The organism is Pontibacterium sinense (assembly GCF_015209595.1).
GTDB classification, from domain to species: domain Bacteria; phylum Pseudomonadota; class Gammaproteobacteria; order Pseudomonadales; family Balneatricaceae; genus Pontibacterium; species Pontibacterium sinense.
In genome coordinates this window covers 21,688-37,229 of the sequence record NZ_JADEYS010000021.1, presented here as the reverse complement: position 1 = coordinate 37,229, position 15,542 = coordinate 21,688, and the positions used below count along the sequence as shown (strand labels likewise).

11 protein-coding genes are annotated in these 15,542 nt (G+C 53.1%); 7 read left to right on the top strand and 4 right to left on the bottom strand.

Features of this window, described 5'->3' with window-relative positions:
• Nucleotides 1-48 precede the first annotated feature (48 nt).
• Nucleotides 49-3,318 (bottom strand): EAL domain-containing protein, encoded by a 3,270-nt coding sequence (locus IOQ59_RS17355; RefSeq protein WP_193954724.1) that lies wholly within the window; start codon nucleotides 3,316-3,318, stop codon nucleotides 49-51.
• 414 nt (nucleotides 3,319-3,732) lie between these two features.
• Between IOQ59_RS17355 and IOQ59_RS17350 the strand changes: the two genes are divergently transcribed.
• Complete coding sequence (locus tag IOQ59_RS17350; RefSeq protein WP_193954723.1) at nucleotides 3,733-6,252, top strand: EAL domain-containing protein; 2,520 nt, start codon at nucleotides 3,733-3,735, stop codon at nucleotides 6,250-6,252.
• A 69-nt stretch (nucleotides 6,253-6,321) separates the two neighbouring features.
• Here IOQ59_RS17350 and nhaB read toward each other — a convergent pair whose 3' ends face one another.
• Nucleotides 6,322-7,830: a sodium/proton antiporter NhaB gene (gene nhaB, locus IOQ59_RS17345; protein WP_193954722.1), complete on the bottom strand. Its 1,509-nt coding sequence runs from the start codon at nucleotides 7,828-7,830 to the stop codon at nucleotides 6,322-6,324.
• Between the two features lie 306 nt (nucleotides 7,831-8,136).
• On the opposite strand from nhaB, the gene nadE reads away from it, so the two are divergent.
• Together nadE and IOQ59_RS17335 are read left to right on the top strand one after the other, a co-directional pair.
• A complete protein-coding gene (nadE, locus tag IOQ59_RS17340) occupies nucleotides 8,137-8,922 on the top strand; it encodes an NAD(+) synthase (RefSeq protein ID WP_193954721.1) in 786 nt (261 codons plus the stop codon).
• A 141-nt stretch (nucleotides 8,923-9,063) separates the two neighbouring features.
• The gene (locus tag IOQ59_RS17335) at nucleotides 9,064-9,888 is read left to right on the top strand and encodes a methyl-accepting chemotaxis protein (RefSeq protein WP_193954720.1); all 825 of its coding nucleotides are present in this window, start codon (nucleotides 9,064-9,066) and stop codon (nucleotides 9,886-9,888) included.
• Nucleotides 9,889-9,933: 45 nt separating this feature from the next.
• On the opposite strand, the gene IOQ59_RS17330 is transcribed toward IOQ59_RS17335, so the two are convergent.
• Nucleotides 9,934-10,881: a DMT family transporter gene (locus tag IOQ59_RS17330; RefSeq protein WP_193954719.1), complete on the bottom strand. Its 948-nt coding sequence runs from the start codon at nucleotides 10,879-10,881 to the stop codon at nucleotides 9,934-9,936.
• A gap of 89 nt (nucleotides 10,882-10,970) precedes the next feature.
• Nucleotides 10,971-11,900: a LysR substrate-binding domain-containing protein gene (locus IOQ59_RS17325; RefSeq protein ID WP_193954718.1), complete on the bottom strand. Its 930-nt coding sequence runs from the start codon at nucleotides 11,898-11,900 to the stop codon at nucleotides 10,971-10,973.
• Nucleotides 11,901-12,064: 164 nt separating this feature from the next.
• On the opposite strand from IOQ59_RS17325, the gene IOQ59_RS17320 reads away from it, so the two are divergent.
• From IOQ59_RS17320 to IOQ59_RS17305, 4 genes are all read left to right on the top strand, one after another.
• Entirely contained in the window at nucleotides 12,065-12,412 is a 348-nt protein-coding gene (locus IOQ59_RS17320; RefSeq protein ID WP_193954717.1) for a RidA family protein, read from the top strand.
• Between the two features lie 75 nt (nucleotides 12,413-12,487).
• Nucleotides 12,488-13,465, top strand: a complete 978-nt coding sequence (locus tag IOQ59_RS17315; protein WP_193954716.1) for a TRAP transporter substrate-binding protein — start codon at nucleotides 12,488-12,490, stop codon at nucleotides 13,463-13,465.
• 172 nt (nucleotides 13,466-13,637) lie between these two features.
• Nucleotides 13,638-14,207 (top strand): TRAP transporter small permease, encoded by a 570-nt coding sequence (locus IOQ59_RS17310; protein ID WP_228050983.1) that lies wholly within the window; start codon nucleotides 13,638-13,640, stop codon nucleotides 14,205-14,207.
• On the top strand, nucleotides 14,207-15,517 hold the full coding sequence (locus tag IOQ59_RS17305; protein ID WP_193954715.1) for a TRAP transporter large permease: 1,311 nt from the start codon (nucleotides 14,207-14,209) through the stop codon (nucleotides 15,515-15,517). Before IOQ59_RS17310 ends, IOQ59_RS17305 begins: the two co-directional genes overlap by 1 nt.
• The last annotated feature ends 25 nt before the right edge of the window (nucleotides 15,518-15,542 follow it).

Below are 15,542 nucleotides of genomic sequence, written 5' to 3'. Positions count from 1 at the left end.
CGTTGTCTCCACAATGATTGTTCCGGAGGGAATCCCTTTTCACGATCTTTAGTGTGTAACCGGAATCGGTTTAACCACCTTTTCCGCGACAAGAATGCGCTGCAAGTTCTGTATTTGCTGTTGCAACGAGTGGCTCAGCTCAATCAGCTGCTGTCGCCCCCGCAGGCGCTCACCTTCATTTAAGTGATCCAGCCCCCGCACCAGATGATCCGCCAGCTGATGCAGCTGTTTATGCACGGGTTCTATCTCACGAAACTCTGCCCGATGCCCCAGTTGCACACCGCCCAGCCCATAATACCAGCGTCCAAAACGGCAGCTATGGTAGTCATCTGGCCGTGACGCGCTCTCTGGCGGCGTGCCATTCAGCCGCAACAGCAGTTCATCAAGCCAGTATTGATGCTCCCGGGACGCCAACAACAGCGCCCGCTGTTCTGGCGAGTGGTAGCCTGTCTCCATCACCCAATCCTGTGACGGCCTCCAGCTATCTGCCCAATCCAGAGCCTGCTCAACCGGCATCGGCCGGGCGATGCCATAACCCTGCACAACGGTACAGCCCATTTGAACCAACAGCTGACCATGTTCAGCCGACTCGACCCCCTCGGCCACCAGCTGGCGGTTAAAGGCCTGCGCCAGACCAATCACACTTTCCACAATCGCCAGATCTTCTTTATCGGTCAACATATCGAAGATAAACGACTGATCAATCTTCAGGGTCTCAGCGGGCAAGCGGCGAAAATAGGTCAGCGAGGAGTAGCCCGTCCCAAAGTCATCCAGTGCAATACGGAATCCCAGATCCTGACAGGCTTCAAAGATCTCACCTGCATGCGTGATATCTTCCAGTGCAGAGGTTTCCAGCACTTCGATCTCCAGCAATCCAGGCGACATCCGCGGATACGCATGAATATAGGACTGCAGACGTGGCATAAAGTCGTCTGCCAACAAGGTGGCCCCGGAAAGATTCACGCTCAAACGTAAAGCGTACCCTTGCTGCTGCCACGCCTGCAGCCGGGCAAACGCCTGTTGCAGCACCCAGTGGTCCAGCTCGATTTCGACCGGGTGACCATTGATCAAAGGCAGGAAGTGCGCGGGCACCAACAATCCTTTTTGTGGATGTTGCCAGCGGATCAGCATCTCAAAACCCTGTACCTTCTGCTGAATCAGATCCACCTGCGGCTGGAAATAGAGAACGAACTCCTCCTGATGCAATGCGCGGCGAATATCCGCGATCGCTTCACGACGATAAACGGCTCGCTGATCGTGGTCCAGATCATATAATTGATAGCGGTTTCGGCCGGTCATTTTGGCCTGATACATCGCTTGATCGGCATGACGAAGCAACAGGTCCGCATCAGCACCATCGTCCGGGTAGAGCGTAATCCCCATGCTCGCAGAGACCTGCAGCTCCACCCCGCCCACATGGATCGGTCGGGTAATCAGCGACAGTACTCGCTCAGCCGTCAGCTCGCAGGTATGAACACTTTCCAGTTCGCTCAACAACAGCACAAACTCATCGCCGCCCAGACGCGCAACAGTGTCATGGCCTCGCAGACTGCTTTGCAGCCTCTGCGCAACCTCCACCAGCAGCTGATCACCCACATCGTGACCATATTGATCATTGATCTGTTTAAACCCGTCCAGATCGATATAACACACCGCGATATACCCCTGCATACCCTGCGCAGAGCTCAGCATTTGCTTCATACGATCCGCCAGCAATACCCGGTTGGGCAAACGCGTCAGGGAATCGTAATGCGCCAGCATCTCCAAACGTTCCTGATGGGTTTTCATCTGAGTAATATCGGAAAACACACTGACATAGTGCGTCAGTACGCCCTGGGTATCGTGAATCGCCGAGATTGTCGTCAGAGCCGTGAACAGGGTTCCATTTTTGCGCCGGTTGAAAAGCTCTCCCCGCCAGTACCCCTGGGTATCCAATACTCGCCACATAGCACTGTAGAAATCATCGGACTGACGTTCGGATTTCAAAACTGAAGGACGCTCACCCAGTACATCATCACGGCTATAGCCAGTGATCTCAGTAAAGGTAGGATTTACATCTAATATTCGCTGCGCGGCATCCGTCACCATGATGCCTTCATGGGCGTTATCAAACACTGTCGCAGACAATCGCAACCGCGCTTCAGATTCGACCCGATTCGTCTCATCCAGCACGTAGCCCCGCAGCACTTCTACTTTGCCCTTATCGTTCCACTCCGCCACGGTGTAGTCATACAACCAGGCCACCGAGCCGTTTTTTCGCACTATACGGTAACGCTGCTCCCAGCTGGTACGCCCTTCTTCAAAGAAACGGCTGACCTCTTCTCCCACCCTTTCAGCATCGTCCGGATGAACACAGTCACTGTAGCGAAAATCGCCAGCCATCATTTCCTCGGGACCGAAACCAAATACGGTACTGATGTTGGCCGACGCGTAACTCACCCGCCAGCCCTCTTCCGGGCGCCATATCAGTACTGCCACCGGACCGTCTGTAAACAGATCACGCTCGGCCTGCAGTTCTTTCTCAGCGAATCGGCGGTGACTGATATCCCGCGCGATACCTAAAATCCCGATCAGGTTCTGTGCATCATCCTTCATCGGCGTTTTGATCACTTCATAGTGACCTTCATAACTGCCATCGGCGTGACGCAGAACCTCTTCATTCTTACACGCAGCATCCTTCTGTACGGTGAGCGCATCGTTATGCCGAAAGTAATCTGCGTCTTCCCGGGGAAACAGGTCATAATCATTTTTGCCGATCAGCTCCTGCTCCGAACAACCTGCAATATGTTCAAACTGACGGTTGCAGCTGAGATAGCGGCCCTGGACATCTTTCAACCAGACCTGATCCGGCAAACTATCCAGTAAACTGCGGAACACATCCGGACGCGGCTCTCCCTGCGTATTTCCAAACGGGGTGAGCGGCACGATTGACGCTTGAGACTCGAGCAAGGTTTTCGGATCAATAAGATAGGTCTGCCGTTGCGCATTCATCACCACCACATGACTATCATCATGGGTTGAAAAGCGGGCTTCAGCCTCCGCAAGAAAACGCTCCTGAGTACTGGTCAGTACAGCAGGTATCGAAAGAGTGTCCAGCAGTGTGTGGGTGCTGACACCCGACGCCAGAAGCTGCATGACGCGCTTCATCGTCAGGTAACCTGCCGGAACGTCCGCAGCAGATGGATGACCGATCATGCACACAGCGTCATCACAACCGCCCAGTTGCTTAATAACCACAGATAGGGGCTGATCATTGCTGGCCCAAGGCAGCGTTTTCCGCCACGGGGGGAGAAAAGGGAATATCGGATCTGAGCTCATACTACATACCACTGGATCATGACCCCGATCAGTTGCAACAGGCATCATATCCTTCGATTTTTCAGACGACCGATACACCCGCAGATCCATCTGCCAGCCATGTCATCTGATCCTTTTTAATTACAGTTTGATATAAGGTTAATCATACCCCTTCTGTACCGGCATTATCACTTCCTTTCAAACAAGATTTATATCAAGAATGTTTACATAAAACCGGATAACACCATATAAACATGTCAATTACGCTCGATTTACAATGTTGATCTGAGCCAGCATTCAAACAAATAAAACAAGATTTATACTGTTTCAGCGATGTGGTATCCGTATAATCGATCAATCTTTCGACACATTGCACGGCGCGGAGACACAGCCCCCGGCATCAGGATATCCTGCAAATTGCAGAATGGAGCTTGCATGGACGACCCAAACGATCAGAGTCTGACCGGATCAATCAAACGTGACGTACGATCTATCGTGCAGCACAACGTGGTCACCTGTCCTCCGGACTTCAGTTTGCAGCAAGCCACCCGCGAAATGTTCGATAATCACTGCAGTTCAGTGGTTATTGTTGAGGACGGTCGCCCCATCGGAATCTGGACCGAAGCGGATGCCTTAAAGATCAATTATGATCATCTCAACCAAGCAACAACACTGATTCACGAGCTGATGAGCACCCCGGTCAGTACCATCGCACTGGACGCGTCATTGGATGAAGCGACCTGTCTGTTCCGTCGTAACGGCCTGCGTCATCTGGTTGTGATCGATGAAGCGGAAAAACTCTCCGGTATCATTACCCAGAGCGATGTAGTGATTCATCAGGATGTTGCCTACTTCCTGCGCATGAGCGAAGTCAGCACAATCCTGCCGCAACAACAGCCCACTCAAGTTGATCAGCTAAGCAGTCTGCCAGATGCGATCTCTGCGATGCGTGCCAGCCAGACCGACTGTATTCTGGTGACGGTTAATGAGCAGCCAGTGGGCATGTTAACCGAGCGGGACGTGGTACGACTGATCGCCCTTGATCAGCTACATCGACCACTCTATGAAGTGATGAGTACACCACTGATCAGTGTCTCGGAGAATATGAGCTTGCTTTCGGCCCGGGCCTTAATGGAACGACGCCATATTCGTCACCTCTGTGTGACCTGTGCCGACGACTGTGTTTGTGGCGTGGTCTCATTCGCCGATGTTCTGGCCAATATCGAGCAAGCGTATGTTAACCGTTTACGCGATGCGCTGAACAACCGCACGGCCGATCTCGCACAAAGCGAAAACAGTCTCAACATGGCGAAAGCACTCATTGATGCCTCCATGGATGGCATCATGGTGACCGACGAAAACGGTATCATTCTGTCGGTCAATCCCGCGTTTACGATTCTGACTGGCTATTCCGAGAGAGAGGCACTGGGCCAACGCCCCAGTCTTCTGAGTTCAGGTAAACAAGGTCCGGACTTCTATCAAAATCTATGGGCCGCACTGAAGAAAAATGGCAGTTGGCAGGGCGAGATCTGGAACCGACGTAAAAACGGCGAGGTATATCCGGAATGGCTCACGATTACCGTGGTGCACGATGCGCGGAACAAACGCCGCCTGTATGCGGCCATTTTCAGCGATATTACCGAGCGTAAGAAGTCAGAAGCGATCATCGAAAATCTGGCGTACTACGATCCACTGACCAAACTGCCCAACCGCCAGTTGTTATTTGATCGTCTGGATGTCGCGATGGCTACCGCCCACCGCATGAAACAGGGTCTGGCCTTGTTATTTATCGATCTGGACCTGTTTAAACGGATCAACGATACCCTTGGGCATTCGGTGGGGGATGAGGTGCTGTGCGAAGTGGCGGATCGACTGCGCCGCTGCATTCGCGAAGGTGATACGGTCTCCCGTATCGGGGGCGACGAAATGATCATCCTGATGACGGAGATGGAGCATACCGACAGCATCCATCGTGTGGTACAGCGGATCTTTCGTGCGCTGGAAGAAAGCATCAATGTCGCCGGGCACGAGCTACACCTGACCGCCAGTCTGGGGTGTAGTATCTATCCGGAAGATGGTACTGACCGCGATACACTGCTCAAACATGCCGATACCGCCATGTACCGTGCGAAAAGTAATGGCCGCAACAGCTTCCAGCTCTATTCCGCCGATATGAATCGCACCTCGATGCAACGCCTGAGTCTGGAAAGCCGGCTGCACACCGCCCTGAGCAACAACGAACTCTTCCTGCAATACCAGCCGAAGCTGGAGCTGGGCAGCAACCGGATTGTCGGGATGGAAGCGCTGTTGCGCTGGAATGACCGGGAACAAGGCGTCATTCCCCCTGACCAGTTTATCCCCGTGGCAGAAGAGCTAGGTCTGATCGGTAAAATCGGAGCCTGGGCGCTGGAAGAAGCCTGTCGTCAATGTAAGGAATGGCATGATGCCGGTTATGCAGACCTGCATATGTCGGTCAACGTCTCGCCTCAGCAATTCACCCGTCGCGACCTGGCCGACGATGTCGAGCAAGCACTGGGCAACTCGGGCTTACCTCCGGCGAAACTGGATCTTGAAATCACCGAAAGTTGTGCCATCCAAAATATCGATGATGTGTTGGAACCTCTGAACCGCTTGCGCCAGCAAGGGATTACCGTCTCTATGGATGATTTCGGCACCGGTTACTCCAGTCTGAGTATGCTCAGTCAATTGCCGCTGGATCAGCTCAAAGTAGACCGCAGCTTTATATCCGGCATCCCAGAGCGTAGCCAGGATCAGGAACTGGTCTCCACCATGGTGCTGATGGCTCACAATCTGGGCCTTAATGTGGTGGCTGAGGGTATCGAGACCGACAAACAACACCAATACCTGCAACAGATCGGTTGCGATCAGGGACAAGGCTTCCTGTTTAACCGACCGCTACCGCCGGAAGACATCTCCAAGCTGCTGATACATTGAGTTCAGCGTTTCTCGTACCAGAAAGACCGGGCGGAAGAATTCGCCGTCACATTTGGTTATTACTTCTGATCAGATTAAAAACGTCACTGCCAGCAGACCACTGACGCTCAACGATAAGGTATACGGCAGCGCCATATACACCATGCGCATGTAAGACAAGCGCACCAGCGGCGCGATCACAGAGGTCAGTAGGAAAAGGAATGCTGCCTGTCCGTTTGGCGTGGCAACGCTGGGTAAATTGGTGCCGGTATTGATCGCAACGGCCAGCGTATCAAAGTGTTCGCGGCTGATTCTCCCGGCCTGAAACGCCTCGTGTACCTCGGTGATATACACCGTAGCGACGAAGACATTGTCGCTGATAGCCGATAGCAGGCCGTTAGCGATAAAAAACATCGCGGGCTGATCATTAAAATCTTTGCTGAGCACCCACTCGATGATCGGGGTAAACAAGTGCTGGTCATGGATCACCGATACAATCGTGAAGAACACCACCAGCAAAGCGGTAAAGGGCAGACCTTCCTGAAACGCATTACCGATCCGCTTTTCTTCAATCACACCGTTGAAACTGGTCAATAGGATAATCACTGCCAACCCGATAATACCGACTTCGGCCAAATGACACGCCAAGGCGACAATCAGGAAAACAGCTCCAAAAAACTGCACGGCCAGACGGAATATATCGTTTTTGCTGCGACTGGCCCGCTCCTTTTGATCAAAGCGGTACAGAATATCAAACACCTGATCGGGGATCGTTGCACCGTATCCAAACCAGCGAAACCGTTCCACGACAATCACCGTTAGCATACCGACCAGCAGTGTCGTCATCGATACAGGGGCAACCATCATAAAAAACTCAGCGAAGTCCCATCCCAACTTCTGACCGATCAACAGATTCTGTGGCTCTCCGACCAAGGTACTGACACCTCCCATCGCGGTGCCTACGGCCCCGTGCATCAGCAAACTGCGCAGGAATGCACGAAATTGATGTAACTGATGACGATGCTCTGCCTGTAGGAACTCGTCATTGTTATGATCATGCTCCTCCGCCGCACGCTTCCCGGACGCAACGCGGTGATAGACCGAATAAAAACCTACCCCGGCACTGATCAGTACCGCCGTCACTGTCAACGCATCCAAAAATGCCGATAACAATGCGCCCAAGAAACTAAACAGCAACGATAACAGCAACTTATTGCGTACTTTGATCAGTAATTTGGTAAACACATACAGCAGCATATCTTTCATAAAGAAGATGGCAGCCACCATGAACATCAGCAATAAAATTACCGACAGGTTGTCACTGACCTCGACATAAATCTGTTCGGGACGGGTGAGTCCCGCAGCAACAGCCTCAATGGCCAACAAACCACCCGGCTGCAGCGGATAGCATTTTAGCGCCATCGCCAACGTGAAAATGAATTCGAAAATTAGCGCCCATCCGGTCACAACGGGGCCAAACTGGAGCAATAGCAAAGGGTTAAGTATTAAGAAAAGAACAATTGTGAGCTTGTACCAACCGGGAGAGTTGCCCAGAAAGCTGGTCAACGCCGCGTTGGCGTAGGTGTTCGCACGTCCCATACGTTATTCCTTGAAAACAGCATATCCACTCAAGTCTGTACCAGCACTCTAATCTGTAGCCTAGTCTGGTATGGGAATCCTTGCCCGATGATTGACTCAGTTGGTTTTCACATTCCTTGAAAACAGCATATCCACTCAAGTCTGTGCCAGCACTCTAATCTGTAGCCTAGTCCGGTATGGGAATCCTTGCCCGATGATTGACTCAGTTGGTTTTCACGTTAGTCTGTAGGGCACATCGTATTATATCGGCCACGCACTGCCCTGCTCCAACCTCTTGTGCGTTTGCCGGAGCAAAAGGAATCTGAAATGAAAACCGACGCCGTCATCGAACATATCACCCAATGGTTAAAATCCTACATCGAGAACTCCCCCTGCAAAGGTTTTGTTATTGGCGTGTCTGGCGGTATTGATTCAGCGGTCTCTTCCACTCTGGCCGCCCGCACAGGTTTTCCACTGCTGTGTGTTGAGATGCCGATCCACCAGCACGAATCGCAAGTCTCCCGCGCCCGTGAACACATCGACTTTCTGGAAGCCAACTACCCGAACGTCAGCAGTGTGGAAGTCGAACTGACACAGACCTATGAAACCATGCGCTCCGCCTTGCCTGATCTGCAGGAAGGTCAGGATGAGCAGATGGCTCTGGTGAATACCCGAGCCCGTATCCGTATGAGCACACTGTATTACTTCGCTGCACTGAACAGTGCGCTCGTTGTAGGAACTGGCAACAAAGTCGAAGATTTCGGAATAGGCTTTTTTACTAAATACGGTGATGGCGGTGTCGACCTGAGCCCAATTGCTGATCTGGTCAAAACCGAAGTCTATGCGCTGGGTGCTGGACTGGGCGTTAATGATGCAATTTTGCAGGCCGCACCTACCGATGGTCTTTGGGGTGATGATCGCACCGACGAAGATCAGATCGGCGCATCCTATCCCGAGCTGGAATGGGCGATGGATTTTTCTGGCGATGAAAGCGCACTGAGCGAACGCCAGTGCGAAGTGCTGGCGATCTACCGTCGCCTTAACCGGGCGAACCAGCACAAAGTGGAACCTATTCCAGTGTGTTTGATCCCCGCTGAGGTCCGTCTCGCCTAATATTGACACCCACTTGGTTTACTCAGGTGGGGTAAGATCTCTTACTCCACCTCATATTGCCGCGCCACCTGACGCAGCTCAGCCAACGCTTTGCGAGCCTCTATCTGTCGGTGTTCCACTGACTTGATCCAAGCTTCATCCATGCCTTCCACAATCAATGCAAACAACCTGACAACCGCCGTCGACGAATCGTATCGAGACATTCAACATCAATTTGCAGAAACCGATCAGGTCGCAGCCGCTGTTAATGAAATGACTGCCAGCATTCAAGAGGTTGCAGGTAATGCACTGAGTGCCTCAGACGCGGCCTCCAAAGGCTTACAGGAAACCGAAAGTGGTCAGCAGATTATGGACCACAGCCTGCATGCCATTCAGGAACTGAAGATCGATATCGAACGCGCCTGTACTGTTATCCGAAATGTAGAGGACAGCAGCAATAATATTTCCTCAGTGCTGGATGTGATCAGAGGCGTTTCTGAGCAGACCAATCTCCTGGCGCTCAATGCCGCGATTGAAGCTGCACGCGCCGGTGATGCCGGGCGAGGGTTTTCAGTCGTCGCCGATGAGGTTCGTACTCTGGCAACACGTACACAAGCATCAACGGAAGAAATTCAACAGATGATCAACCGCTTGCAAGCCTCCTCTCACGAAGCGGTTGCGGTAATGAAACGCAGCGTAGATCAAGCTGACGGATGCGTACAGCAAAGCAATCATTCGATGGAATCACTCAATGTCATTCATGGTGCGATCAATGTTATCAACGATATGAGTACCCAGATCGCAACGGCCGTAGAGCAGCAGAGTGCTGTCGCAGATGAGATCAACCGCAGTGTCGTATCGATCCGGGATCTGTCCGAACAAAGTCTGGAAAGCGCCCAGAGTAACTCCCGCACCAGTGACAGTATGAATACCGCATCACTGGACTTGGAAGAGCTGGCCATTCAGTTCTGGGATAAACGGGGTTAACTCTATGATTCGCGGCGATACATCACATCGCGCAGATGCCTAACGTCAGGCATCCGTGAACTTTTTACTCACATGTGACTCCTGATCGCTCGTCGATGGTACCGGCTTACTCAACATAGCCAGTACCATCCCCACCGTCACAACAGTGATACCTAACCACTGCATCGCACTGACCGGCTGACTCAAAACCCACCCGCCCACCAGCGAGGCACCACACGGCGCTAACGCACTGAATAACGCCGACTTTTGTGCACCCAGCGCTGCACCCGCGCGACTGATCGCATAAATCGCCACACCCGCGACCAGTACCCCCTGATAAAACGCCTGAAATACCCAGTCAGATAAAGCAATCGCAGAGAAATTAGGCGGCCAGAACCCCAGCCAGAAACCCACAAACGGCATCGAACCCACACTGGTGATCGCCACTGCGAGCAAAGACGGCACCTGCCAACGGGCAGCACAGATACCAAACAACGCCCACAAGCAGGCACAGATCAAAAACAGCAGGTCGCCGAACCAGCTGTTAACCGTGCCTGTAGCTATACCGGAAATACCTGTAGCAAAGATCGTCAGACCACCCAGCATCACCGCCATACTCAACAACGCCCGCAGTGTCAGCGCTTGTCCAAACAACCAGCGTGCCAATACCATCGAAGCCAGTGGCACCAGCCCCAGACAGATCACACCTGCATGAGACACCGGCGCAAACTGCAATCCTGCACTGTTGAGAAAACCATAGGGAACACCTACACAGCAGATCATCAGTAAACAGCGCCAGAAGCCTAAGCGTCGCACCAGCTTACGGCGTTTTAACAGATAGGGCCAAAGCAAACCACCGGCAACCAGCACCCGTAACCCGGTGATGTCCGTAGGGGACAGACCCGCCTCAAGCCCTAAGGTGGTGGCCGTACTGTGACCGCTCCAGATCAGGGCTGCCAACAGGCCATAGAACAACCCTCGCAACAGATCGTGCGAATGAAAAAAGGTATGCAACGTGCGTCTCCCAATATCAATTCAGGAGAAGCCACAGAAATAGAACAGTGTCGGAAGGAGAGTCTGCGATACTAACTGAGCGCGCAGATTCAGACTACCCCCACTTCATCCGGCTCAATGGGGGTGAGCGGCACATGATAAGCTGCATAAGATTCAAAACTGTCGATAAACTCCTGCGCCAGACCGGAAATTGGGCGGTTAACCGGCGTGATAAACCCGAAGTACATCGGCACGCTCGGATCAAACGGACGCGCAATCACCCCTTGCTCAGCAAACTGCAACGCTGTAAACGGGTCCACGATTGACACCCCCAACCCTTCCTTTACAAACGAGGCCGCGGTCGAGAGTAACGGTGTTTCGATACGTTCATCCGGCCGTGCCAGACTGTCACGGATCGCCACATCGATACGGAAGCGGGTCACGGTATTTTGCGCACCAATCGCCACAAACGGCTCGCGATCCAGATCCGCTGCGCTGACACGCTTCTGATCAGCAAAGCGATGCCCAGCCGGGGCAATACACTGGCAATCCACCTTGTAGCAGGGTCCAAAGGCAATCTCGTTGCTCTCCACGGGCAACATCGCCACGCCCAGGTCAAACTGCTGCGCACCGACGCGGTTTACCAGCTCCACCGACAAGTGAGGCGCGAACGTAGCCGAGACATCACCGTGGCTGCGTAGAAATCGACTCACGACATACGGCATCGCACTGAACGCCAGCGCAGGCATCACCGCAATACGTAACCGCCCGCTACGCATCATACGGATCTGATCGGCGGCCTGTGACAGGTTATCCAAACCGATAAAGTGCCTTTCCACCTCGCGATAGAAGGCGTGCGCGGCCTGTGTGGGGTACAAACGGCTGTTACGCCGATCAAACAGCGTAAAGCCTAGCGACTCTTCCAAATCTTTGATCAAACGCGACACAGCGGGTTGAGAAACATAGAGCATGCGTGACGCATCGCTCATTGATCCGGCTAACATCACCGCCCTGAAGGCCGCTAACTGTTTGGAATTCATAGTTTTTTACCCAACCCATAACATTTACACATAGACTATTGAAATAATTGTATTGGAACTTATACCCCAGCACCAATAATAATAAATCCCGTCGAGAAGCACAGAAATTGATACGCAGGAACGTGCTTTCAGGTTCCTGGCAAACAGTTTGGAGAGAACGCTTAATGTCTATTGAACGTCATGACAGTGGCCAGCGTATGAGCCGCGCCGTGATCCATAATAATGTGGCTTACCTGTGTGGTCAGGTTCCCGCTGACGAAACCGTAGGAATTCGTGAACAAACAGCGTCTACGCTGAAGAAGATCGAAAACCTGCTGGCTGAAGTTGGCAGCGACAAGAGCAAACTGCTCTCCGTCACTATCTATGTCCGCGACATGAAAGACTTCGCAGCGATGAACGATATCTGGGATGCCTGGGTTGAAGAGGGTCAGGCCCCTGCCCGTGCGTGTGTTGAAGCGCGTATGGCACGTCCATCACTGTTGGTAGAGATGTCCTGCATCGCTGCCATCTGAAGTGCTTGCTGAAGAGCACTTGAATAACCCTACACCCGATAGAACAATAAGTAGATCAAACAGGTGAAGATAAACATGAAATTAAAGAAACTGATTAAGCACGTAGTCGTAGCCACACTGGCCGTTTCCAGCACATTCGCAATGGCGGGTGAGAAGTGGGATATGCCGATGGCGTATACCGACAGCAACTTCCACACCCAAAACGCTAAAGCCTTTGCTGAAGCGGTGAAGGTCGCGACCGGCGGTGAGCTGGAGATCAAGGTCCACGGTGGTGGTTCTCTGTTCAAGGGTAACGAGATCAAGCGTGCGGTTCAGACCGGACAGGCTCAGATCGGTGAACGAATCCTTTCTGCACACGCCAACGAAGATCCGCTGTTTGCGATCGACTCCGTTCCGTTTCTGGCCACCTCTTTCGAAGAGTCCGATGCACTGATGGCTGCGGCCCGTCCGGCATTCGAAAAACTGCTGGATAAACACAACCTGGTCCTGCTGTACTCCGTGCCTTGGCCTCCAGGCGGTTTCTACGCGAAGAAAGAACTGAACGGTACGGCTGACCTCGAAGGCGTGAAGTTCCGCTCTTACAACAACGCTACCGCACGTATGGCCGAACTGGCCGGTGCTGTGCCGGTACAGGTTGAGGCCTCTGAACTGAGTCAGGCGCTGGCAACCGGTGTTGCAGAGTCGTTTATCTCCTCCGGTGCGACCGGTTACGACCGTAAAGTATGGGAAACCCTGACCCACTGGTACGACGTGAAAGTGTGGCTGCCACGCAACTACGTGTTTGTGAACAAACAGGCGTGGAACGACCTGGATGAGAGCACTCAGAACATCGTCAAAGGTCTGGCACTGATGGCTGAGAAAGCCGGCGCTGCCCGCTCCGAACAGCTGGCTGGCTGGTATATCGAACAGCTGCAGAAAAACGGCATGACCGTTCAGCCTGCAGGCGAGAAACTGGCAGCAGACTTTAAGAAGATCGGCGACACCATGACAGCGGAGTGGCTGGAACAGGCCGGTGACCGTGGTCAGGCTGTACTGGACGCCTACCGTAAGTAAGTAGCATCTCCCCCCTCACATATTAGCCCGATACCGGCGGTAGATGGCGGATACAGAGGGGGACCTCCCTTGCACGGTGTATTGCTCCTCACCTGAGCCACCGTGCCTTTTCTGGTGCTGACACGGATGCAGCGCACAAAGCACGACTAATATAAAAAGAACGATATCAATCATGACTACCGAAACTATGACCCGGGAAAAACCCCGTACAGCATCGAAATCGCTGCTACGCAAAGGTCTGGATACGCTGTATCTGGCCTCCGGTGCGGTAGCTGCGCTGTTCCTGCTGGCAATCCTTGGCATTATTGTCGCGCAGATGGCCAGTCGTTGGATGGGACTTCAGTTCCCTGGTTCCGCCGACTATGCCGGATACTGCATGGCAGCCTCCTCATTCTTCGCACTGGCGTACACCCTCAACCGAAATGCGCACATCCGCGTCAGCCTGATTCTCAACATCGTCAAAGGCAAAGCCCGACGGGCAATGGATATCTGGTGTCTGAGTGTCGCAACGCTGCTGGCCGGTTATCTGGCATGGTTCGCCATCCGCAACGTCCAGCTCTCTCACATGATCCACGACATCTCACAGGGGCAGGATGCCACGCCACTGTGGATTCCACAGTCAGCTATTGCCATCGGCTCGGTGATTTTTACCATCGCCTTGCTGGATCACCTGATTCGTACCCTCATGGGTCACGACGATACTTTTGCTGAAGAGCACCACGTTGAAGGGGAGGAGTTCTGATGGATGAACTGACACTCACCGGGATATTCCTGTTTACTCTGTTTTTCCTGCTCGGCAGTGGCGTCTGGATCGGACTCGCACTGCTGGGTGTAGCATTCGTAGGTATGGAGCTGTTTACCAGCCGCCCAACCGGCGATGCAATGTTTACCGCAATCTGGTCGGGTTCCTCCAGCTGGTCGCTGACCGCCCTGCCGTTGTTTATCTGGATGGGCGAGATCCTGTTCCGTACCCGTCTCTCGGAAGATATGTTTAAGGGGCTCGCGCCCTGGATGTCCGGCCTGCCGGGGCAGTTGCTGCACACCAATGTGGTGGGCTGTACTGTGTTTGCAGCGGTTTCCGGCTCTTCTGCCGCCACGCTAACCACTGTCGGTAAGATGTCGATTCCGGAGCTGCGCCGTCGTGGTTACCCGGACTACATGATTCTCGGTACCTTAGTCGGTGCATCAACACTGGGCCTGATGATTCCTCCGTCGCTCACACTGATCGTGTATGGCGTCACCATCAACGAGTCGATCTCCAAACTGTTTATGGCGGGTGTCCTGCCGGGTCTGGTATTGGCGAGTTTGTTCATGGGTTACATTGCGGTGTGGTCGTTTATCCGCCGTCACGAAGTACCGCCTAAAGACGCGGTGATGAGCTTTGGCGAGAAGCTCTATAATTCGCGTTTCCTGATCCCGGTGATTTTGTTGATTGGTCTGGTCATTGGCACCATCTACACCGGTGTGGCTACTGCAACTGAATCCGCAGCCTTCGGCGTGATCGGTGCGCTCACTCTGGCCACCCTGCAAGGCTCACTCAGCAAAGATACCTTTGTGGAAAGCCTGATGGGCGCGACCCGCACCTCCTGCATGATCGCCTTGATTCTGGCAGGGGCTGCGTTCCTTGCTCTCGCGATGGGCTTTACCGGCCTGCCATTTACGGTGGCTGAATACATTGGCTCTCTGGAGTTGTCGCCGCTGACGCTGATCTTTGCTCTGATGTGTTTTTATATCATCATCGGCATGTTCCTCGACGGCATCTCCTCTGTCGTACTCACTATGGCGGTGGTTGAGCCGATGGTTCGACAGGCCGGTATTGATCTGCTGTGGTTCGGTATCTTCATTGTGGTGGTGGTTGAGATGGCACAGATTACGCCACCGATCGGCTTCAACCTCTTTGTGATGCAAGGCATGACCAAGAAACCGATCGGATATATCGCCAAAACAGCCTTCCCGATGTTCCTCCTGATGGTGGTCATGGTCGGCATTCTGGTGATATTCCCGGAAGTGGCCACTTACCTGCCAGAAAATATGAAGCAAACACCCAGTTAGCTCATGACCTAAACCCGCTCGGGGC